Source organism: Agarivorans sp. 2_MG-2023 (genome assembly GCF_030548085.1).
In the GTDB taxonomy this organism is placed as follows: Bacteria; Pseudomonadota; Gammaproteobacteria; order Enterobacterales; family Celerinatantimonadaceae; genus Agarivorans.
On sequence record NZ_JAUORQ010000002.1, the window covers coordinates 186,831 to 208,671 of the forward strand.

Annotated in this window: 17 protein-coding genes; 11 read left to right on the forward strand and 6 right to left on the reverse strand. The window is 43.8% G+C overall.

What is annotated here, in order from left to right; translation table 11 throughout:
* Positions 1-227: 227 nt before the first annotated feature.
* The 3 genes from Q4549_RS03540 to Q4549_RS03550 all read left to right on the forward strand — a co-directional run bounded on the left by Q4549_RS03540 (position 228) and on the right by Q4549_RS03550 (position 3,346).
* Positions 228-1,196, forward strand: a complete 969-nt coding sequence (locus Q4549_RS03540) for a tripartite tricarboxylate transporter substrate binding protein (RefSeq protein ID WP_137672044.1) — start codon at positions 228-230, stop codon at positions 1,194-1,196.
* Positions 1,197-1,302: 106 nt separating this feature from the next.
* The gene (locus Q4549_RS03545; RefSeq protein ID WP_137672045.1) at positions 1,303-1,767 is read left to right on the forward strand and encodes a tripartite tricarboxylate transporter TctB family protein; all 465 of its coding nucleotides are present in this window, start codon (positions 1,303-1,305) and stop codon (positions 1,765-1,767) included.
* Positions 1,768-1,792: 25 nt separating this feature from the next.
* Complete coding sequence (locus tag Q4549_RS03550; protein WP_303549398.1) at positions 1,793-3,346, forward strand: tripartite tricarboxylate transporter permease; 1,554 nt, start codon at positions 1,793-1,795, stop codon at positions 3,344-3,346.
* Positions 3,347-3,510: 164 nt separating this feature from the next.
* Here Q4549_RS03550 and sstT read toward each other — a convergent pair whose 3' ends face one another.
* Entirely contained in the window at positions 3,511-4,731 is a 1,221-nt protein-coding gene (sstT, locus tag Q4549_RS03555) for a serine/threonine transporter SstT (protein ID WP_303509832.1), read from the reverse strand.
* A gap of 367 nt (positions 4,732-5,098) precedes the next feature.
* Between sstT and Q4549_RS03560 the strand changes: the two genes are divergently transcribed.
* The 4 genes from Q4549_RS03560 to Q4549_RS03575 all read left to right on the forward strand — a co-directional run bounded on the left by Q4549_RS03560 (position 5,099) and on the right by Q4549_RS03575 (position 10,379).
* Entirely contained in the window at positions 5,099-5,851 is a 753-nt protein-coding gene (locus Q4549_RS03560; protein WP_303549396.1) for a TetR/AcrR family transcriptional regulator, read from the forward strand.
* Between the two features lie 235 nt (positions 5,852-6,086).
* A complete protein-coding gene (locus tag Q4549_RS03565) occupies positions 6,087-8,402 on the forward strand; it encodes an RND family transporter (RefSeq protein ID WP_303509828.1) in 2,316 nt (771 codons plus the stop codon).
* Positions 8,371-9,189, forward strand: coding sequence for an outer membrane lipoprotein-sorting protein (locus Q4549_RS03570; protein ID WP_303509825.1), 819 nt, complete (start codon positions 8,371-8,373; stop codon positions 9,187-9,189). Before Q4549_RS03565 ends, Q4549_RS03570 begins: the two co-directional genes overlap by 32 nt.
* Positions 9,189-10,379: a hypothetical protein gene (locus tag Q4549_RS03575; protein WP_303549394.1), complete on the forward strand. Its 1,191-nt coding sequence runs from the start codon at positions 9,189-9,191 to the stop codon at positions 10,377-10,379. The genes Q4549_RS03570 and Q4549_RS03575 overlap by 1 nt, the downstream gene beginning before the upstream one ends.
* Before the next feature lie 205 nt (positions 10,380-10,584).
* On the opposite strand, the gene Q4549_RS03580 is transcribed toward Q4549_RS03575, so the two are convergent.
* The 5 genes from Q4549_RS03580 to Q4549_RS03600 form a co-directional block, all read right to left on the reverse strand.
* Complete coding sequence (locus Q4549_RS03580; RefSeq protein WP_303549391.1) at positions 10,585-11,037, reverse strand: GNAT family N-acetyltransferase; 453 nt, start codon at positions 11,035-11,037, stop codon at positions 10,585-10,587.
* Between the two features lie 138 nt (positions 11,038-11,175).
* On the reverse strand, positions 11,176-11,916 hold the full coding sequence (locus tag Q4549_RS03585; RefSeq protein WP_303549387.1) for a hypothetical protein: 741 nt from the start codon (positions 11,914-11,916) through the stop codon (positions 11,176-11,178).
* A 347-nt stretch (positions 11,917-12,263) separates the two neighbouring features.
* Entirely contained in the window at positions 12,264-13,241 is a 978-nt protein-coding gene (gene kwaB, locus Q4549_RS03590; RefSeq protein ID WP_303549384.1) for an anti-phage protein KwaB, read from the reverse strand.
* Positions 13,238-13,837: an anti-phage protein KwaA gene (gene kwaA, locus Q4549_RS03595; protein WP_303549381.1), complete on the reverse strand. Its 600-nt coding sequence runs from the start codon at positions 13,835-13,837 to the stop codon at positions 13,238-13,240. Before kwaA ends, kwaB begins: the two co-directional genes overlap by 4 nt.
* 339 nt (positions 13,838-14,176) lie before the next feature.
* Entirely contained in the window at positions 14,177-14,875 is a 699-nt protein-coding gene (locus Q4549_RS03600) for a hypothetical protein (RefSeq protein ID WP_303549378.1), read from the reverse strand.
* 332 nt (positions 14,876-15,207) lie between these two features.
* On the opposite strand from Q4549_RS03600, the gene Q4549_RS03605 reads away from it, so the two are divergent.
* From Q4549_RS03605 to Q4549_RS03620, 4 genes are all read left to right on the forward strand, one after another.
* Positions 15,208-16,089, forward strand: coding sequence for a LysR family transcriptional regulator (locus tag Q4549_RS03605; protein WP_303549375.1), 882 nt, complete (start codon positions 15,208-15,210; stop codon positions 16,087-16,089).
* 101 nt (positions 16,090-16,190) lie between these two features.
* Entirely contained in the window at positions 16,191-17,273 is a 1,083-nt protein-coding gene (locus tag Q4549_RS03610; protein WP_303549373.1) for an efflux RND transporter periplasmic adaptor subunit, read from the forward strand.
* A gap of 1 nt (position 17,274) precedes the next feature.
* Positions 17,275-20,358 carry an efflux RND transporter permease subunit gene (locus Q4549_RS03615; protein WP_303549371.1) on the forward strand — a complete coding sequence of 1,028 codons (3,084 nt, stop codon included), beginning with the start codon at positions 17,275-17,277 and terminating at the stop codon, positions 20,356-20,358.
* A complete protein-coding gene (locus tag Q4549_RS03620; protein WP_303549368.1) occupies positions 20,345-21,820 on the forward strand; it encodes an efflux transporter outer membrane subunit in 1,476 nt (491 codons plus the stop codon). Before Q4549_RS03615 ends, Q4549_RS03620 begins: the two co-directional genes overlap by 14 nt.
* The last annotated feature ends 21 nt before the right edge of the window (positions 21,821-21,841 follow it).

Genomic DNA, 21,841 nt, shown 5'->3' on the forward strand with positions numbered 1-21,841 from the left:
TTCCTTGTTAACTCAATCCAGCTTAGCACGAGCACACTCACCCACTCCCGTGAACAATATGAACTTAATCACCAATATGGACTTTAAAGCCATTACTTGGCTTTCATTCCCAAATGCCAGCGATTGATTAACATTAATTCAACATTATTTGCCAGCAAGCCGTTTTCAGTTTTGGCAACTATCACTTCCAGCAACGCTGGAAACCCTATGCAACAAGGAGAGCAAGCATGTTAGCCAAGATTAAGTTGGTAAAAACATTAATAGGGGCCGCTGTATTGGCCACCGGCCTAAGTGGTGCCGTACAAGCAGATGAAGTTCACTTTCTTATTCCCGGCGGTGCCGGCGGTGGCTGGGATGGCACAGCACGTGGTACCGGTGAAGCCTTAATGAAATCAGGCATTATCGATAAAGTGTCTTATCAAAACATGAGCGGCGGCGGTGGCGGCAAAGCGATTGCCCACTTAATCGAAACCGCTAAAACCCAAGAACATACCTTAATGGTGAATTCCACGCCGATCGTGGTTCGCTCGCTAACCGGGGTATTCCCGCAATCATTTCGCGATTTAACCCCCATTGCCGCCACCATTGCAGATTACGGTGCGCTGATTGTTCGCAAAGATTCAAAATATACTCACTGGGACCAAATTGTTGCCGACTTCAAAGAGAACCCCAACAAAGTGAAAGTGGCAGGCGGTAGCGCCCGAGGTAGCTTAGATCACCTGATTGCAGCAGCAGCCATTAAAAACGAAGGCTTAGATCCCATGAAGCTTCGCTACGTTGCTTACGACGCTGGCGGTAAAGCCATGGCAGGTTTGCTCTCTGGTGAAACGGCGCTGTTATCTACCGGTTTGGGTGAAGCGCTTGATATGGCCAAAAATGACCAAGTACGCATTCTAGCCATTACCGCTGAGAAACGAGTAAAAGACGCACCAGAAGTACCAACCCTAAAAGAAATGGGCAACGATACGGTATTTGCTAACTGGCGTGGCTTCTTTGCCGCTCCAGGCACCAGTGAAGCGCAAGCTGAAAAGTTTTCCGACATGCTAAAAGAGATGTACGCCACTGGCGAATGGGAAACCGTGCGCTCACGTAATGGCTGGGTAAACAACTTTGTGCCTTACGGCCAGTTCTTCGGTTTCTTAGAACAACAAGAGAAAACCGTAGGCAGTCTGATGAAAGAACTTGGTTTCTTATAATTTCATAAGCCAGCAACTCCCTTGCTGCTTTCTTTGCTTACCGCAGTAATAGGCTAAGCACCGGTGTCGAGTTCGGCACCGGTATTTTTCAAACTTGGAGCTAACAATGCAAATTAGCAATCAACGAATTGGCGGCCTCATTTTTCTGCTGTTCTCTTTGTTTTATGGCTACTTTAGCTACGACATAGCGCTATTCCCCGGCGCTGAGTATGAGCCCTTCACCCCGCGTACTTTGCCGCAGTTTTTGGCGCTGAGCGGAGTGATATGTTCGGTAATTTTAGTAATCACTGGTGGGGCAGATTTTCGAGCCAGTATTAAGCATTTAGTTTGGCAACCTGTGGCTAAGCTGCTGGCGGCCATGTTCGCTTATGGCCTGTTGGTGAATTGGTTGGGTTTTGTATTAGCCACCATTATTTTTCTGGTGGTCAGCTTTCGCATTATGGGCGAAACCAAACACAAAAAGGCTGCTGCAATAGCCGTGATCTTCACCCTCGTGTTTTGGGCGCTATTAACCCAAATATTAGATATTTATTTAGAACCAGGGCAGCTATGGCACTGGTTTAATGGCTGAGCGTAAGCGAATCAAGGAGTAAACGATGTTAGACGGAATTTTAGCAGGGCTTGGCACCGCAGTAATGCCAATGAACCTGATGATGGTAGTGGTGGGTTGCTTAGTCGGCACCTTTATTGGCATGTTGCCAGGCCTCGGCCCCATTACAGCTATTGCCTTGATGATCCCGCTCACTTACAGCTTAGAGCCTTCGTCTGGTTTAATTTTAATGGCGGGTGTCTACTACGGGGCTATTTTTGGCGCTTCTTCGTCTTCTATTTTAATCAATGCGCCAGGTTGTAGCGCAACCGTAGTCACCGCTTTTGATGGCAACCCATTGGCTAAAAAAGGCCAAGCAGGCAAAGCGCTAGCGGTGGCGGCTTACGCTTCGTTCACGGGCGGTACTCTTGGCGCAATAATGCTGCTGATTGCCGCGCCTGCGTTAGCCTCAGTATCTTTAAGTTTTCAAAGCGCAGACTACTTCGCACTCATGGTATTGGGCTTGTCGGCGGTGGCTGCATTCTCGGGCAAGGGCCAAGTGCTTAAAGCGATTATGATGACAATTCTCGGTTTAATGCTCGCTACAGTAGGTACCGATAGAAGTGAGGGTGTAGAACGCTTCACCTTTGGTCAGCTAGATCTCATCGACGGTTTCAGCTTCTTACTACTGGCCATGGCAACTTTTGCCTTAGCCGAAACGTTAATGTCGGTGCTAAAACCAGAAAACCCAAACAACAGTGCCACAGAGCAAAAAATGATGTCGGAGCTGGGTAGCCTTAAGCTCACTAAAGAAGAAGTAAAAAGCGTGGCCGCGCCTACCTTACGCTCCTCTTTCTTAGGCTTTTTTGTGGGCGTATTGCCCGGTGCTGGCGCAACTATCGCGTCGTTTCTAGCCTATGGTGTAGAGCGTAACTTAGCCAAACCAGAAGATAAAAAACAATTTGGCGAAGGCTCACTCAAAGGGCTCGCCGCGCCAGAGTCGGCTAATAATGCAGCCTCAACGGGCTCGTTTGTGCCACTGTTAACACTGGGTATTCCAGGTTCGGGCACAACTGCAGTATTACTCGGTGCACTGATTGCTTACGGGATTCAGCCAGGGCCTAGAATGTACATTGAGCATCCAGATTTATTCTGGTCAATCATCATCTCTATGTACTTTGGTAACGTGATACTGCTTATTCTTAACTTGCCACTCATCCCCTACTTAGCCAAGTTATTGAATATACCGAGACCTTACCTGATACCGATGATTTTGCTGTTTTCTATTACTGGCGTGTACTTGGTTTCTTTCAACAGTATGGACATCATGATAATGGTGGCGGTGTGTATGGCGGCCTTGGGTTTGCGCTTACTCAACTTCCCTATGGCGCCCATGTTGCTGGGTTTTATTCTTGGCGGAATGTTAGAAGATAACCTGCGCCGAGCGCTACTCATTGGTGATGGCGAACTGAGCTTTTTGTGGGAGCGACCACTCACACTAACCTTTATTAGCATTGCCGCACTTGTATTATTTAGTCCTTTGCTACGACCAATTTGGGAACGCAGTAAAGCAAGAGCCGAATACGAACAAGCGAAACGTAAAGCGGCAGCAAAACTATAATTCAATGATGTTAAGCAATATTGGGATGCCCACTCCCCTCGATATCAGGGCATCCCAATCCCACATTAATTCCAGCATATTCAGCAAACAAAAAAGGATGGCTTAAGCCATCCTTTATACTAAACAATTAACTGACAATGTTAGCTTTTACGCATAAATAGCGCTTAAGCTTTTTCCTCTGCAGCTTTACAACATGCAGCAGTAAACAATACATCAGTAGAGCTGTTTAGAGCAGTTTCTGCAGAATCTTGCAGCACGCCAATAATAAAGCCTACTGCTACCACTTGCATGGCCACGTCGTTAGATACACCAAACAAGCTACACGCTAATGGAATCAGCAATAGTGAACCACCCGCTACGCCAGATGCGCCACAAGCAGAAACAGCCGCCACTACACTCAACAACAATGCCGTAGCAAAATCGACTTGAATACCCAAGGTATGCACTGCTGCTAGCGATAGCACGGTAATAGTAATCGCAGCGCCCGCCATGTTAATGGTGGCACCTAATGGAATGGATACTGAATAGGTATCTTCATCCAATTTTAAGCGTCGAGCTAAATCCATATTTACCGGAATATTAGCCGCTGAGCTGCGAGTAAAGAAGGCGGTAACACCACTTTCACGCAGGCACTTAAATACCAACGGGTAAGGGTTACGACGGATTTTGTAGAACACCAAAATTGGGTTCATCACCAAGGCAATCAGTAACATTGAACCAATAAGCACCATCAGCAATTGGCTGTAACCCAGTAATACAGAGAAGCCGGTTTGAGCAATGGTATTTGCCACCAAACCAAAGATACCAATAGGCGCCAGGCGAATCACAAAACGCACAATGCTAGATACACCTGCAGCTACATCGTTAAACAGCGTTTTAGTAGTATCTGACGCGCTATGCATGGCAATACCAAGGCCGATAGCCCAGGCTAAAATACCAATATAGTTGCCGCTCATAATCGCGTTAATTGGATTATCTACCACCTTGAATAACAAGGTATGTAGTACTTCGCCGATACCTTGCGGTGGATTTGCTGAGGTTTCAGTACTCACCAATACCAATTCAGTAGGAAAGGCAAAACTCATTGCTACCGCAGTTAACGACGCAGCAAAGGTGCCAAATAGATACAGGTAAATAATCGGACGTAATTGAGTATTTTGTCCACGCTTGTGGCTAGCGACCGACGCAGCGACTAAAACAAAAACCAATACCGGAGCAACCGCTTTTAGCGCGCCTACAAACAGTTCGCCCAGTAGTCCAATAGACATTGCCGCGCTTGGCGCAGCCACTGCAAGCAAACTACCGGCAACAATACCGATAAGAATTTGCAGCACTAAGCTACCTTGAGTGATAAATCGTAATATGCTGTTGTTTGATTGTTTCATGCTTCTTATTGTCCTTCCGTGAAGCTATATAATTGGTCAAGGCGTAACCATATAGGATGAAACACTAACTTTAAACCCAATATCGATATTATATTGATGCATCACAATAAGTTTTTTTGCCTAAGTGTGATTTAGCTTTATGAAACACTACTTTGTTGATAAAAAAACGATCGCTAAGGGTTCTAATGGATTAGTTTTCCCATACACTGGCTCACAAACGCAGTTATTACTTACACTTCTATTCAGTAATACTGTAGATACCATTGAACAGTGATATAAAATTAAAATAAAACTTGAATATCAACTTCCTCAAGCGTATAAATTGACGAATCGTCACATTGTGACGATGGGTCAACAAAGAGACAAAATGAATACTAAAACCAGAAAAGCCCTAGAAATAGCCGATCGCGAAGAGTTACTGCTGGATATAGCCTTAGAGCTAATGGCAGAAACCGGCTTTGCCGGATTAACAATGGATAAAATCACTCAACGCTCGCAGTATTCCAAAGGCACGGTGTATAACCATTTTGGCTGTAAAGAAGATGTATTGTGCGGATTATGCTGTCGCTCAATGCGCTTACAAATTGACTTGTACCAGCGCATTAATGGCTTTGCCGGTAGTACTCGAGAAAAAATGATTGCGATGGCCTATGGCTACCGTTTGTTTAATCGTCTTTACCCTACGCTTTCAATGGTAGTGTTAAGTATGAAAACACCCAATATTATGGAAAAAACTTCGAGTACTCGTAGCGCCAGCGTTAGCGAATATGAAAACAAAATTGTTGGCGTAGCGGTTAAGTTAATAGAAGAAGCGGTTGCTTTAGAAGAGATCCCAGCGAGTCAAAATGTGGATGCAAATGCAGCAACTTTTGCCGCTTGGTCCATGGCTTTTGGAACCAACGCACTCAGCAGCTCAGTAGTAAATAAGTCGAGTAAGTTTTGCTCTGCTGGCTTTGATAGCCAATATGCGCTGCTTTATAACATTAACTTATTGTGTGACGGGCTAAATTGGAAGCCGTTATCGCAGGAACAAGACTACCTAGCAACTTGGCAGCGAATAGGCCAAGAGCTGTACTCTGAAGAGTTGGCAATGCTAGAACAAAACGAAACACTGTATTAAGCACTTTACGCAAGCTGATAATTAGCTAACTAAGATTTGTCAGCTAGGTAAGAAAAAGTAACAACTTGTTCTACCTTTTGAAGGTAGTTAAAACAAAAGCACACATAGCAAGCAACGAAAACCGCGGTAACTAGCGGTTTTTTAAACAACGCAAGTGACGATTCGTCAAATTTAGACCAATCGTCATAATTCACTTTAAACCAATTGAATGGTGCAATTGGTAAAGGACAGGGCCATGGAAAAGAAATTTTTTAGTCAGGTAATTGCTCGACCTTGGTTAACGCTAGTTTTATTACTATTAGCGGTAATGGCAATGACATCGGGAGGACGCTTTCTTACCTTTGTTGGGGATTACCGAATATTTTTTGGTGAGGATAACCCGCAGCTTCAAGAATTTGAAAGTATGCAAAAGGTGTTTAACAAAACCGACTCCGTCACCTTTGTTATAGCCCCAGAGCAAGGCGATGTATTCAACCAAGAGTCTCTCACGTTAATTAAAGAACTTACCGATGAATCTTGGCAAATACCCAACTCCACACGGGTAGATTCTATTACTAACTTCCAGCATACCGAAGCGGTAGAAGACGACTTGTGGGTAGAGGATTTATTGCTTGAGTTGGAGATGTTAGATCCGGAAAAAGTAGCCAAAATAAAACAGGTGAGTTTAAGTGAACAGCTACTCGAAAGCCGCTTGATCAGCCTAGATGGTCGGGTTGCGGTAATAGCGGCTACCATCACCATCTCCGAAGCCGACATGCAGGCAGAAGTGCCCAAAACCTCTCAATTTGTGCGCGATCTACAAGCTAAGTATCAGCAGGCTTATCCGCAACACAAAATCTTACTCTCTGGCATGATCATGATGAACAACAGCTTCATCGAACAAAGCCAAAAAGACATGTCTACTCTTGTGCCGCTGATGTTTCTGCTTATTTTAGTGATGTTAGCGCTGCTACTTCGCTCAGTGCTTGGTATGTTAGCCACCTTAGTGGTGATAGTAGTAACTATTGCCAGCACCATGGGCATGGCCGGTTGGATGGGTTATGCATTAAACACCGTAACGGTAAATGTGCCTACCATGGTAATGACCTTAGCAGTGGCCGATTGCGTGCACGTTATCGCGTCTATGCTCTATGAAATGCGCCAGGGTAAATCTAAAAACGAAGCATTAGCCTTTAGTTTAAAAATCAACAATCGGGCTATTTTCTTAACCAGTGCCACTACCTCAATAGGTTTCTTAACCCTTAACTTCTCCGACTCGCCGCCCTTCCAGGCTTTAGGCACCATTGTTGCGGTTGGGGTAATGCTAGCTTATGTGTATGCCTTAACCATTTTACCGGCACTGCTAAAAATCTTGCCGATTAAACAAGCGCCAAATGTAGAGAGCCGCTCTAACTTCGACCGCTTAGCTAACTTTGTGATTGATTCTCGCAAATGGCTAATGCCAGTGACCATTGTGGTAATTGTTGGCTTTTTAGCGATGATTCCCAGAAATCAGCTCAACGATGTGGCCACCGAGTACTTCAGCAAACAGGTGGACTTTCGGCAATCTACCGACTTTATGGAGGAGAATATATCTGGGATTACCACCATTTCTTATGAAATAAGAAGCGGTGAAAGTAGCGGCATTAACCAGCCAAACTACATGCAAACGGTAGCCGACTTTAGTGCTTGGTTAAGAGTGCAGCCAGAAATAGACAATGTGAATAGTATTTCCGACATCATGCGCCGTTTAAACAAAAACATGCATGGTGACGATGCCAATTACTATTTAATACCAGAGCAGCGAGAGTTGTCGGCGCAATACCTATTAATGTATGAAATGAGCCTACCCTATGGCTTAGATTTGAATAATCAAATCAACGTAGACAAATCAGCTTCACGCTTAACCATTACCACTAAAAACATGGGTTCTGTTGGCATGATAGCCCTAGAGCAGCGCTCGCTAGAATGGTGGCAAATAAACGCGCCGGAATACCACGTAATTGCAGCTAGCCCTAACCTTATGTTTGCTCACATTGGCGAACGTAACATGCCGCAAGCCTTAAAAGGCGCATTTTGGGCCTTGGTGCTTATCTCGGTACTGATTGGAATTTCACTTCGCTCGTTGCGGCTCACCTTTATTAGCTTGTTGCCAAACTTAGTGCCTGCAGGTATTGGTTTTGGCATTTGGGCATTAATTGATGGCAACATCAACTTGGGTTTATCTATCGTGATTAGCGTCACCTTAGGGATTGTAGTGGACGATACGGTGCACTTTCTCACCAAATACCAATACGCCCGCAGGCTAGGAAAGAGCACTGAGGATGCAGTGCGTTATGCCTTTGTCAGTGTGGGTAAAGCCTTGGCCATTACCACTGCGGTATTGGTAGTAGGTTTCTCGGTACTTATTGGTTCAACCTTTACCATCAACTCAAATATGGGTTTATTAACCTCAATCATTATCGCCGTCGCTTTAGCCATCGACTTCTTACTACTACCATTACTTTTGATTAGCTTTGACCGCGCAAAGGGAGCAGAACATGCAGCAGCACTTCAACAAAAAACCGCTTAAATTATGGATGACTCAAGCATTAGTGCTTACGGTGGCTATGCTCGGCAGCCAACAAGCCTTAGCAGAAACCGAACAGGAAAAAGGTTTACGCATCGCCACCGAGCGTAAAGCCTTTGATCTGGGTTGGGTTGACTCTAAAGCGGAAACCGAAATGATTCTGTACAACGCACAAGGTGACAAAAGCACTCGCTCAATTCGTATTCAATCCTTAGAAGTGGCAGATGATGGCGACAAAGCGCTGAGTGTGTTTGATCACCCAGCCGATGTTAAAGGCACTGCCTTTTTAAGCTTTTCTCATGCCTTAGAGCCTGATGAGCAATGGCTGTACTTACCTGCACTTAAGCGGGTAAAACGCATCGGCTCGCGCAACAAATCAGGCCCTTACATGGGCAGTGAATTTGCTTTTGAAGACTTAAGTTCATTTGAAGTAGAAAAGTACACTTACACCTATTTGCGCGATGAAACCGTAGCCGGCTTCGACAGCTACGTAGTTGAAAATGTGCCTGTCGATAAATACTCAGGCTATACCAAACAAATAACCTGGATGGATAAAGAGGCCTACCGCGTTCATAAGGTCGAGTTTTATGACCGCAAAGGCCAATTGCTTAAAACCCTCACCATGACCGACTACCAAGTTTATGCTGATAAACACTGGCGTCCTTCAAAAATGCTAATGGTGAATCACCAAACCGATAAAAAGACTGAAATGTTTTGGAATAACTATCAGTTTAAAACCGGTGTAAAAGAGTCTGACTTCAACAAAAATAAGCTTAAGCGAGCCCGCTAATGACTGTATCTAACACTAGGCTAGCGCTTGCTTGCAGCTTGGTATTTGCCAGCTTTAGTAGCGCAGCCATGGAGCTGCGCGGCAATATTGCCGTGCAATATCGAGGCTTTTTTGAAGAAGGTGCATTACCTCATCAAGACCAGCAACACCAAGGATCAATTAGCGCTGAGCCCGAGTTGTACTGGGAGTGGAATGACGGCGTAGATAGCATTACTTTTACTCCCTTCGCCCGCGCCGATTCGATGGATAGCGAACGCAGCCATGCCGACATTCGTGAGCTTAAATGGCTGCATTTGGCTGACGAATATGAGCTAGAAATTGGTATTGCCAAAGTGTTTTGGGGCGTTACCGAAACTCAGCACTTGGTAGATGTGATTAATCAAACAGATTTTATCGAATCTCCCGATGGCGACGAAAAGCTCGGCCAACCAATGGTGCACTTCAATACCTATCAAGACTCGGGCATTTGGGATGTGTTCATTTTACCCGGCTTTAGAGAGCGCACCTTTGCAGGCGTTGATGGTCGCTTTCGCCCGCCCTTACCGGTAGACCAAGACAATGCCCAATACGAATCAGGCGCAGAAAACAAACATGTTGATTTTGCCCTACGCTGGGCGCAAACCTTTGGTGATTGGGATGTAGGTACCGCTTACTTTCGTGGCACCAACCGCGACCCTTTGTTGCTCCCTAGTAACGGAGGTAGCACGCTCACGCCCTACTACGAGCAAATGGACCAGCTTGGCGTAGATCTTCAAGCCACCATAGGCGATTGGTTATGGAAGTTTGAAGGTTTGTATCGCAACACCAACAGCAATAATTACACTGCGGCAGTGGGTGGTTATGAATACACCTTGGTAGGTCTATTCGACAGCATTGCCGATTTAGGCCTGCTCACCGAATATAACTGGAATAGTGACGGCAAAGAGGCCACCTCTACCTTTCAAAACGATCTCTACCTAGGCGCTCGCTTGGTATTAAACGACGCCCAAAGTACCGAGTTTTTGTTAGGCGGAGCCATTGATTTAGACTACAACACCAATGTGGTGACACTAGAAGCCAGCCGACGTTTTGGCGATAACTGGAAGGGAGAGTTAGACCTTTGGTACATTGACGCCGACGACCTAGCCGACCCCACTTATGCCTTTAGCAAAGACAGCTTTGTACAAGTAAACATGGCCTACTTTTTCTAAAAACTAAACAGAAGATAAATTGCAAAAAGCCCTCGTTGTTGAGGGCTTTTTTGTTGGGCTTAGCAAATGCGCCAGTCGAGAAGTAAGGCCAAATTAAGGTGTGAACTACGCTAAAACCTTACCTAAACCATTGTGCTATAAACACTAAACTGACTTGATGTGAGGGCGCCAAGTGTTGTGAATCACTCATTGTTATGTTGTAAGCCTAACCTTCCCACCGACACTCTAAGTCTGGAAGCCCTTCTTCATTTTCACTGTTTCCAGGCAGAACAACAAAACCATGTGCACGATAGAACCTCTGTGCTTTTTCATTTGCTTCAAACGTCCGTAAAGTAAGTAAACCACTAGATTGTTCTTTAGCTTGGCTTAGTAAGTACGAGCCAATACCTTTTCCTTGGAATTTAGGTGAAACGTATAGCTGGCTTATTTCTGTTTCTGAGCAGGCCATAAAGGCAACCGGATGAGAGCTATTAATACGGACAATAACTAACACTTGATGGCTACTAGGTAGGATATGTTCAAGAAAGTAAGCCTGTGACTCAAAGGAGTGAACTGGCTGTATGCCTAGAGCTTCCATCATTGATTCACGCCAAAGTGACGTGACTTCATTGATATGCTCTGAAGCTAAAAGCTCAATGTTGTAGATGCTTAAGTCCATTTTTTTCCTACAACATAACGCTGCATTAAGTGGTGAACAACACCAACAAACCTTAAACCTTAAACCTTGCCACATTTAGCATTGAAGCCGACCCAAACTGAAATTGCCAAGCGTTGCGAATCCGTCTTAAATGCTTTGTTATATTTGTTTTTCCAATAGACCGATAAACTCTATTGATTTTTCTTTAATTTTACGAATTACTGATGGGGTTTTATCAGAATGAGTTAACGACCAATACTTATTCTCGTTCCATTCTGTTTTCCGAGTATTACCTGTTCCTTTTTGGGTGATGAATCCCCAAAACCACAGGTCATCCCACACTTCTAGATCACTACCCTTGTAGTATTGCTTAATTAGTTTATTAATTTTCGAGAAATTTGGCTTATCCATACCTAGCTGTTTAAATATATGGATGATAACAGCATCTACTGGCAACCATATTTCATCTCCCTTAGAGATGTGCTTAGGTGTATCAGCCCAAAAATGACAATTTTCGCTTAACTTATTGTGAGCTTGGTAAACCACTTTTGTAAATAGAGCCGCAGTCTTGTCTCCCCAACCTTTTTTTGCTCGTAACCCTTTGTAAAGGTAACTAAACAACAGGCTTTCTTTTCCTGTAAGTAACTCTACAAAACTTGCAAAGCTCTCTGTTTTTTCAACATTCCGATACACGGTTTTATAAAACTCAGCTAAAAGATCAATTTTTGGCTGGCTCTGAGTATTCGCGACATGATATAGAAGGTTAATTACTTTAGGGTTAACGCTGCCATCTACACATAATACAGGTAGAAAAAATTGCTCCTGTAGACGAAGATTAAAGTCTCTATTCGCTTTTAAGAACTCGAATATATCTTCTAATTGAATTTGAATTGAACTCATCACTTCCTCGAAAAAGAGTAAAATTAAACTGCTTATGCCTTTAAGACCGCAACTTAAGGTGACTATTGATAACGAGGAAACTGCGCGCCCCCTACCCCAGAGTAGCAGTACATATCATTCAACAAGGCAATAACCGCTAGGCTATCGATTACTATCAAAATGACAGGTGAAAGTATATAAACCCAGCGAGTTAAAGTGACTCTGACCCCTTTTATTCCAAAACTAACAAGGCTTTGGCCCCGCCAACATCAACACCGTTATTTACTATAGAAGAGAGCATTGGGCTTGTTCAACACCCGAATAAGGTGTCGGCTGCGCGACACCTATTCCTATTTGTTAGAGCACCATTATGCTGCACTTTCAGCAACAGTTTCTTCAATATTATCTTTTGCAACACTTTCATAATATTTTTTAGTTAATTCCGACTGTAAGAAATCGTCATTTAATAATTTAAGAAATAAATTTTGAGACTTCTTAGTTTTCAAATCAAATTGAGAACCATCGGAACTATATTTAAACTTACCTTTTAATGCAGGGTGAGTGTTTGTAAAAGATAATATTTCACGATTAGGAATTACTGATAGCACTGGAGATTCACTAGCTGATTTAACTAATTTCCTTGAAAAGGTTATATCATCAAGTCGAGCTTCAAACACAGCACAATTCATTACTAAATCTGATGATTTAATATTCTCAACCCCCTGTCTGGCAATGTTTTTGATAGCATCGTGGAAACCAAAGAATCTTTCTAATGCCTTAATGTCTAGGATATAGTACTTACCATTCAACTTAATGAACTGAAATTTAGGGTCAATTTTTAGAATATCTTGATCTAGCTTCTGAAACCTATTTGAACCACGCATTTTAGTTAGACTGAAGCCACTATCTTTTTGTAGTAAAGTAATTGGGTAATGATGTTTATAAATGGCAAGCTGGACGTCTTGATTACCAATTAAAATGAGTACACCTTCGAGTTGTTTTAATGAATCATAATTAAATGAAAAAGTATCAAACTCCTCATTTTCAATTATTTTTTTTAAGTTTGATAACTCTTCAGGAACATCTTCTAAATCGTATTCATAAATTGCATTCTTACGGTCATCTGCACTTGATATTGGAATAAGTGAAAGATCATCATTAAGGAGAATATTATTACTCAATGATTCAGTAAACATCTCTGACAGTTTAGTTTGATCTACTTCGTTAATATCAACAGATTTAACACACATTCCTTCATCACCATCTAAAAGAAAGAAAAATTCAGCAGAACATCCTCTCGCTGTTATAACTGATGAAATTCCTTCCTTTAAGTTTTCAATCGTCATTCGACTTTCCTCGCAAAATAAACTTTCTTATCTAAATCTAACGTTTTTAATTGATCAAGTTCACTTAACCTATCTTTTGTGATTACAACAATATTTTCTTTTATTCCCGTCCTTGACTTCACCGTCACTTTGTAAAGTCTAAAGCCTAAAACAGCAAGAGTCGGGTTAGCATAAAATTTATCTGTTTTTACGTAAATAATACCAATAACAATTAACAAAAATGCCAAAGCTATCAGGTATCTTGTACTAGTAAGGTTAAAACAAATTAAAGGGATAATGTACGTAGTTAAAAATGTAAGGTGTTCATAATTAAGATCTTCTATCTCTGTAATTTCGACTGGTAACTTCTTACTTCCGGCAACTCTATAATCAAAACGGTAATAAAAAACAATACCGAATAGAACTAACAACAAAGAAATAGCAGGAACGATATTTTTCTTAATAACTTCCCAAAATCCAATGTATTGGCAGTTTTCCCCAAAGCACATTGGTATATCCACTGTAATCACAATGATTAAGAAGAATAGAAACCAAAGTGACATTATGTATAATTCGAATTTGTCCCAAATTTCACCAAACTTCATATGCTCATCCATGCTGATTACTGGTGCTCTAACAGCTTATTAAGAAGAAAAAATTCTTGTTTAAACAAGGAATCTTTCCTCTTTCAACGTATTTTATAATACAAAGGCTATCACCTTTCCTACGCTACATCAGCTACCCAGCTCTAAAAATAACAAAAATATCATTACCAGAGATTGAAAGCCTTTGGGGAAAGAATGAATCGCAGATTACATGTATAAAATTACGGAAAGCACCTGCTTTTTATGCCTTTAACTAAGCGCTCTTGCTACCGGAGTATTCGCGAACCAATGCAGATCTAAGGCCTAAACTCAGCAACGCTAAGCACCACTGAGTTTACGCCCTGGTTATTACTAAAAGTACATACTGGCCTGCAGCCAACCTACGGTGTCTTTTTTAGATACTTTGCTATCTGCTGTATGTTCAACCTTAAAGCCTACCGATACGTTGTCTAACACCATGTAACCGCCGCCTACTTCTACCTGCGGGATAAAATCTTTAGCACGACTAACATAGGTAGCTCTTGGGTTAGCGTATAACCAATGTCCGTCATCAAAGGCATACATGGCATATAAGCCACCTTGTACTAAATTTGAGTCTTTAAAGGTTTCGGTACTGTCTTTAATGGGCATATCTATTTTACTGCTCATTTTGCCGGCGTAGAGCATTGGGAATAGAGAGATATTGGGCGTAATGTCAAACTTGTACATCCCTCCCACCAAAGCTGTAGTGGTATTTCGGTCACCCATAACATCTACTGAATAGCCCAAGCCGTCGTTCACTTTGAAATAGCGAAGGCGATAGTCAAAATCAACTTTATTATCAGCGTCTTTTTTATCTGCTGCGCCAAGGTCAGCAAAGATCATATGGCCTTCGCCCCAACCAAAAGTGCTATTTATTTGAGTCCGGTCATTACTGCGAGACAAGCCCACAGAGCTAAACGTTGCGGTGGGGTCACCGTAGTTAATGTCTGTTTCCGCTTCACTAGTTTGCTCCGCTAAAACAGTAAGAGGCAGAGTTAAGATGGCTACTGCTAGAATCGTTTTTTTCATTTTAATTACCTTAAATATATGAAATGCCCTTTAAAAAAGAGCGGCGATCCTTAGCCGCATAAGCTGCGAGAACTTAAACTCATTATCAAATAAGCTAAACGTTGCTCAGTCTTGCTTTACCGATTATCTACTCGTTATGGCGCTCACTTTAGCGACTAAAGGCTTTAGTGTTAAACGTGGACCTTTCAGTTCAGCTTACAGGGGAATACTCGGCTTATGCGCAAACGCTAAACAGCCTTATTGGGCTTTTGAAGCAAGCTACTACGGTTTGAATTAGTCACTAATACTGTTAGTCTTCGCTAAGTTTGTATCTAATTTGGTGACAATTTATTATGCGAGTTGAAGATCTTTCTCTATTTATTAAAGTGGTGGAATCAGGCAGTTTTAGCGCAGCAGCACATTCTCTAGACCTGCCCAGAGCCAACGTGAGTCGCCGTATTAATGAATTAGAACAAAGCTTAAGTACACGGCTGTTTGTACGCACCACTCGTAAGCTAAACCTGACTAGCCAAGGCCAGCAGTACTACGAAAGTGTGCAAGACATTATTCGCCGGCTAAACGACGCTAATGGCGCACTTCACAGCCATACCACTAGCCCAAGTGGTTTAGTGAAAATGGGGGTAAACGTAGGCAGCGATCACTATGTTATCGACATACTAAAAAGCTTTAGGAAAAGCTATCCAGACATTAATGTAGAAGCCCGTTACTCTAATGAAAGTTACCAAGGATTATTTGAGCACGGCCTTGATATGGCCATGTATGTAGGCTCTCTTGACGACTCTAGCTTTGTTGCCAGAAAACTGGGCGGCTTTAGTAAAGTTGTTGTCGCCAGTCCGGAGTATTTACGCCACAATCCCGTTCCCAATACCCCGCAAGACTTGCTGCAGCATAGCTGCATTATTTATCGAAGTTATGGCCAGAAACTGGAAAATCGTTGGCAATTCTCTAATCAAGAAATTGAAGTGTCTCATCACCATATTAGTAATAATTATGCCCATATAGCCCAGGCGGTAGAAGCCGGATTGGGTATAGCGCTAGTGCCTTACATACTGGCTTATCCAATGATTGAAAAGGGCACAGTGTGTCACTTAATGAAAGACTACCTTTCTTCATCGGAAGAGGCATGGATGGTATACCCAAGCCGCAACGGCCTCACCCATACTGCGCGTTTGTTACTCGACCATATTGTTTCTCGTGTACCAGAGTATATGTGATTGTCACGATATGCGTGACACATAAGAACAGAAGCGCTAGCAGATAGCGCACTTAAAACTGTTTACCATGCCTGCTCTCAACCTAGTCACCGGAGCACGCAATGAAACACTCCTACCTCGCCATTGCACTTAGCGCAACTTTGCTAAGTGCTTGTAGTAATGAACAAGCAGTAGAAACAACCGTTAGCAAATTACGCCCCGTTAAAGTAATTAGCTTAACCGCAAGCAGCCAAGCTGTTAGTCAGCATTACAGCGGAGTATTGCAATCAAGCACCAGTTCTAAGCTGGCGTTCCGAGTGCCTGGTACTATCACAGATGTTTTTGTCACAAGCGGCGAAGCGGTAACAAAGGGCCAATTGTTAGCGCGCTTAGACCCGCATGATTACCAAGTGAGTCTATTAGAACTGCAAGCCAAACTCGCCGAAGCTAAATCTGTACAGGCGCTGGCTTACAACGAATACCAACGAATAGAACAAGCCAGCCAAGACAATGCGATTGCCCCGGTTAACTTAAACCGCGCATTAAGTGGTAAACAACGTGCCGACGCAACGGTAGAGGTGGTTAATCAAAACATTCAACGGGCTAAAGACGCCTTACGCTACACCGAGTTACGCGCGCCTTTTGACGGCGTAGTAGCACAACGCTTTGTTGATAATCACGAGCAAGCTGTTCCTGCGCTGCGCGTGTTTACCTTGCACAAACCAGAGCAACTGGAAGCGGTGATAGACGTACCAGAAAACCAAATCGTTAATTTTAAAGTAGGCCAAAGCGCCCAAATTACTTGGCACAAGCACCCCGAGGGTATCACCGCCACAGTAAGCGAAATTGCCACCGTGCCAGATCTTATCAAGCAAACCTACACGGTAAAGTTTGACCTCGAAAACAGCACCGTAGAAACCTACCCAGGTAAAGCAATTCAACTCGCTTTAGCCCAAGAGCAATCAGAACAAACGCGTTACTGCTTGCCTCATTCAGCATTGGTATTAAATGGCGCTAAGGTCAGCGTTTTTCGCGTCACCGCTAACACAGTGGATGCGGTTGCCACCAACATTGTTAATCAAACCCAGCAACAAGTGTGTGTAACGGGTGACTTTTCCCCTCAAGATAAAGTGATTGTGGCAGGAAGCCGCTACCTCAAAGACGGACAACCAGTAGGCGAATTGCTAGAAACGAAGGAAGGGTGAGATGAACTTAGCTGAATTCGCCATTAGGCAACGTACCTTTGTATGCTTTTTTACCGTGTTATGTATCATCGCCGGTATTGGTTCATACATCGGTTTAGGGAAGCTAGAAGATCCCTCGTTCACCGTAAAAAGCGCCGTAGTGTTAACCTTATATCCTGGCGCCTCAGCCGAGGAAGTGGAGCTGCAGGTCACCGACAAAATTGAGACTCGACTCCAAGAAATGGGCTCGGTGTGGAAGTTACGTAGCCTCTCCCGCCCTGGTAGTTCGATGATCTTTGTTGATCTTAAAGAGAATACCTCGTCAGAAGAATTGCCTCAGCAATGGGATTTATTGCGCCGTAAAGTAAACGACGTAAAACTAGAACTACCAATGAGTGCGCAAATCAGCGTAGTGCAAGATGAGTTCTCTGAGGTATACGGCATGCTGTTTGCTGTTTACGGTGAAGACACCTCCCCGGCAGAGCTAAAACACCACGCTAAAGAACTACAGCGCCGCTTAAAAGCCGTTGAAGGGATTAAGAAAGTTGAGTTACATGGGGCAGCCCAGCAAATCGTAACTATTGATTTACCCAGCGAACGCTTGGCCGAGCATAAACTGTCTAGTGCGCAAATTTTTAATCAGCTTACTACCCAAAACATGGTGCTCGATTCTGGTAGCTTCAAGCTAGGCGAAGAACGAATTAGAGTGACCCAAAGCGGTACTTTTAGCAGCGTTAGCGACATTCAAAACTTTTTGCTTAAATCAGGAGTAGCCGATTTAGGTTCTGGCCTGATTCGCCTTGGCGACATCGCCGATGTGTACCTTGACTATCAAACACCCGCCCTTTCGCAAAGCCGCTTTAATGGCAAACCAGCCATTACCGTTGCAGTGAGTCCAGTGAACGGTATCAACGTTGTAGAGCTAGGTGATGCCTTAAAACAAGTACTGAGTGATTACACCAACGAACTACCTGTAGGCACCGAGATTGGCACCATCGCGTTTCAACCAGATGAAGTGCAAAAATCTATCAATAACTTTGTGACGAACTTAGTTGAAAGTATTGTGATTGTGGTTGCCGTGCTGTGGATTTTCATGGGTCTTCGCAGTGCAGCCATTGTAGGCAGCAGCTTGCTTATTACCCTGCTGGTTACGCTGATTTACATGCTAATTGCTGGCATTGATTTACAACGCGTTTCGGTTGGATCATTTATTTTGGCCCTCGGTATGCTGGTAGATAATGCCATTGTGATTACCGATATGTTCAAATCTAAACTTGCTCAAGGTATGGAGCGCTATCAAGCGGCCACCAGCAGCGTAAAAGAAACCTCGGTGCCACTGCTTGCAGCTACGGTTATTGCCATTATGGGCGCGACGCCAGTATTGCTTTCGCAAACCGATGCGGCTGAGTTTTCTATCTCGGTATTTCAGATATTGTGCAGCTCATTGTTGTTATCGTGGCTAGTGGCAATGACCTTAACACCATTAATGTGTTGGGCCTTTATCAAAAACAAACCCGGCCAAGAAGGCCAAGACGAACCTAAGATAAGTAAGCTGTCTCGCCGTGCACTTTCTTGGGTTGTGGCCAAACCTGTTAGCGCTATCGCGTTAGTGATACCAGCTTTGCTAGTCACCGCATTAGTTGTGCCTAAAATTGCCATTAACTTTATGCCTGGCTCGGACCGACCCATCCTATTTTTGGATTATTGGCTGCCTAACGGTGGGCAAACTGAAGTAGTGTCGCGCGACATGCAAAAAATAGAACAATGGTTATTGCAGCAACCTGAAGTTACCGGCATTTCAAGCTACATTGGTGCCAGCGCGCCACGGTTCTCGGTAACTGTTGAACCAGAACCTTTCGACAGCAGCTACGGCCAAATTTTAATCAACGCACGCGATTTTGACTCTATTCAAGCATTGGTAGAGCGTGGCGACCGTTGGTTATTAACGCAATTCCCTAATGCAGAACCACGCTTTAGAGACTTAAAACTTGCCACTAAAGACAAGTTTGCGCTTGAAGCTCGCTTTAAAGGGCCTGATCCGCAAGTATTGCAACACTTATCTGACGAGGCTCAAGCCATTTTTGCCGCTCACCCAAATACCAAATATGTAAGGGATGATTGGCGTCAAACGAGCAAGCAATTAGTGCCTATTACTAATCAAGATAAAATGCGCAGAGCCGGCATCAACCGCAGCGATATTGCAATAGCGATTCAACGCGCCTCGAGCGGCGTAGTGGTAGGTGCATTACGCCAAGGCGACGAAACCTTGCCTATCAAACTACAAAGCACTAATACCGATATTGCTCAGCTAGAAAACCTACCAGTTCGCTCATTGTTAGGTTTACACAGCGTACCACTAAGCCAAGTAGTAGACGGCTTTGAAATGCGTGAAGAGCAAAGCCTTATTTGGCGTCGTAACCGTGTGCCTATTATCACTGCTCAAGCAGCGGTATTTGGAGAAACACCATCAGACGTGCGTAAAGACCTAGCAGAGCAAATATTGGCGATAGAATTGCCATATGGTTATAGCTTTGAATGGGGTGGTGAATACTACGACGAAAAACGCGCACTCGACGACACTTTGAGTCAAATACCAAAAGCGGTACTGATGATGGTAATTATTATGGTGGCTTTGTTTAACGGCCTTAAGCAACCAGCAATCATCCTCATTACCCTTCCATTGGCTTCCATTGGTTGTGCTTGGACACTGTTCCTCTTTGATAAACCTTTTGGCTTTATGGGATTAACTGGTGCAGTTGCCCTATCGGGAATGATCATCAAAAACGGCATTGTACTGATCGACCAAATTGAATTAGAGCGCAAACAAGGCCGCAGTATTGGTGATGCAATTATTGAAGCGACCCTAAACCGAACAATGGCTATCTCTATGGGGGCATTAACCACTGCATTAGGTATGGTGCCGCTATTAAGTGACCGCCTGTTCGACCAAATGGCAGCCATTATTATTGGTGGCCTCGTCGTAGCTACCTTCTTATCGCTAATTATTATGCCTGCTTGGTATCGCATTTTTTATCGTGAAGAGCCACAAACTCAAGCACAGCTTGAAGCTAAACCTTGTTCGGAGCTTAATCATGAAAACAACTAATCTACCTACTCATAAGCTCAGCAAGCTGTCTTTATTGGTGGTATCGGCAATGCTGAGTGCGTGTTCTATGGGACCTGAATATCAGGTGCCCGATCTTGAAATCGACAGCAGCTACTCTAAGCAGCAAGCCAATCAAATTGACAATCAGCAAACGGTGACCGCTGGTTGGTGGCACCAGTTTAATGACCCAATCTTGAACAGTTTGGTTGAGCAAGCTCAGCAGCAAAACTTGAATATAAAAATGGCGGCAAACCGTATTCAAGCAGCGCAAGCTTACCGCAGCGCAGTAGCCTCTTTTAAAGTGCCCACTGTTAGCTTAGGCGGCGGTTACACCAGTTATCAACTGAGTAAAAATGGCCCCTTAACCGGCCCAGCCTTTGGCATAGACAACCCAATAAGCGGTGGCCAACTGGATTTACTTGAACGGCAAAATGGCGGTTTTTTTGCCGGAGCCAACGTGAGCTGGGAAATGGATTTGTTCGGGCGCATTAACAAGCAAGTTAGCGCTGCAGAAATTCGTGGAGAGCAAGCCAAAATATACCACCAAGGAATGCATACCTTGGTTAGCGCCGAAATCGTTAATAACTACTTACAATATCGCGGCGCGCAACAACGTATAGCCATTGCAAAACGTAATATTAGCGAACAAGAAACAGTGCTTAAGTTAGTGAAATCGCTGACTTCGAGTGGTTATGGCTCGGAGCTAGATGTAGCCAAAGCGCAAAGTGCCCTCGCCTTAAGCCGCGCTGCTTTACCGCAGCTTAATAGTGCTGAGAACGTGCATTTAAATCGTATCGCACTGGTTCTGGGTCAAAGCCCTTCGCAACTTACTGCGCAACTTGCAGAGCCACAAAAGCTACCAACATTTAATGGTTTAATTCCGGTTGGATTACCATCAGATTTACTCACTCAACGCCCAGATATTAGTATTGCAGAGCGGGAAATGGCAGCAGTAAACCAAGAACTGGCGGCAACAGTAGTATCAAACTACCCGCGCTTTTTCTTAACCGGTGGACCAGGTTTAAGTGCTAAAAACTTTGATGATTTATTCAAAGCCGATTCCGGTGCTTGGTTAGCCAGCGTAGGCGTGCAATGGACCCTATTTGATGGTGGACGCCACGAGGCAATGGTAGAAATGCAACAACAGCGTTTCAACAACAGCGCCCTTCACTACCAACAATCGGTAAACTCAGCCTTTATCGAAGTTGAAACCATGTTAATGGCCTATGGCAATAGCCAAGAGTTTGCTAGCAACATAGAACAGGCGAGTGCTCAGGCAGATCTTGCATTAAGCAAAGCAGATTCGCTCTATCGCGCAGGGCTAATTGATCACTTAGCGGTGCTTGATGCACAGCGCCAACAAAACCTACTAGAAGATGCGCAGATACTGGCAAAACTTCAAACCGCTAACACCATTGTGGGTTTACATAAAAGCCTAGGAGGCGATTGGTCACTTAACTAATTAAAGCTGTTTTGACGCCTT

Bases quoted from the DNA above. Each gene is read 5' to 3' on its own strand.
- Q4549_RS03540 (WP_137672044.1), top strand. From the start codon at position 228: ATGTTAGCCAAGATTAAGTTGGTAAAAACATTAATAGGGGCCGCTGTA.
- Q4549_RS03545 (WP_137672045.1), top strand. From the start codon at position 1,303: ATGCAAATTAGCAATCAACGAATTGGCGGCCTCATTTTTCTGCTGTTC.
- Q4549_RS03550 (WP_303549398.1), top strand. From the start codon at position 1,793: ATGTTAGACGGAATTTTAGCAGGGCTTGGCACCGCAGTAATGCCAATG.
- sstT (WP_303509832.1), bottom strand. From the start codon at position 4,731: ATGAAACAATCAAACAACAGCATATTACGATTTATCACTCAAGGTAGC.
- Q4549_RS03560 (WP_303549396.1), top strand. From the start codon at position 5,099: ATGAATACTAAAACCAGAAAAGCCCTAGAAATAGCCGATCGCGAAGAG.
- Q4549_RS03565 (WP_303509828.1), top strand. From the start codon at position 6,087: ATGGAAAAGAAATTTTTTAGTCAGGTAATTGCTCGACCTTGGTTAACG.
- Q4549_RS03570 (WP_303509825.1), top strand. From the start codon at position 8,371: ATGCAGCAGCACTTCAACAAAAAACCGCTTAAATTATGGATGACTCAA.
- Q4549_RS03575 (WP_303549394.1), top strand. From the start codon at position 9,189: ATGACTGTATCTAACACTAGGCTAGCGCTTGCTTGCAGCTTGGTATTT.
- Q4549_RS03580 (WP_303549391.1), bottom strand. From the start codon at position 11,037: ATGGACTTAAGCATCTACAACATTGAGCTTTTAGCTTCAGAGCATATC.
- Q4549_RS03585 (WP_303549387.1), bottom strand. From the start codon at position 11,916: ATGAGTTCAATTCAAATTCAATTAGAAGATATATTCGAGTTCTTAAAA.
- kwaB (WP_303549384.1), bottom strand. From the start codon at position 13,241: ATGACGATTGAAAACTTAAAGGAAGGAATTTCATCAGTTATAACAGCG.
- kwaA (WP_303549381.1), bottom strand. From the start codon at position 13,837: ATGGATGAGCATATGAAGTTTGGTGAAATTTGGGACAAATTCGAATTA.
- Q4549_RS03600 (WP_303549378.1), bottom strand. From the start codon at position 14,875: ATGAAAAAAACGATTCTAGCAGTAGCCATCTTAACTCTGCCTCTTACT.
- Q4549_RS03605 (WP_303549375.1), top strand. From the start codon at position 15,208: ATGCGAGTTGAAGATCTTTCTCTATTTATTAAAGTGGTGGAATCAGGC.
- Q4549_RS03610 (WP_303549373.1), top strand. From the start codon at position 16,191: ATGAAACACTCCTACCTCGCCATTGCACTTAGCGCAACTTTGCTAAGT.
- Q4549_RS03615 (WP_303549371.1), top strand. From the start codon at position 17,275: ATGAACTTAGCTGAATTCGCCATTAGGCAACGTACCTTTGTATGCTTT.
- Q4549_RS03620 (WP_303549368.1), top strand. From the start codon at position 20,345: ATGAAAACAACTAATCTACCTACTCATAAGCTCAGCAAGCTGTCTTTA.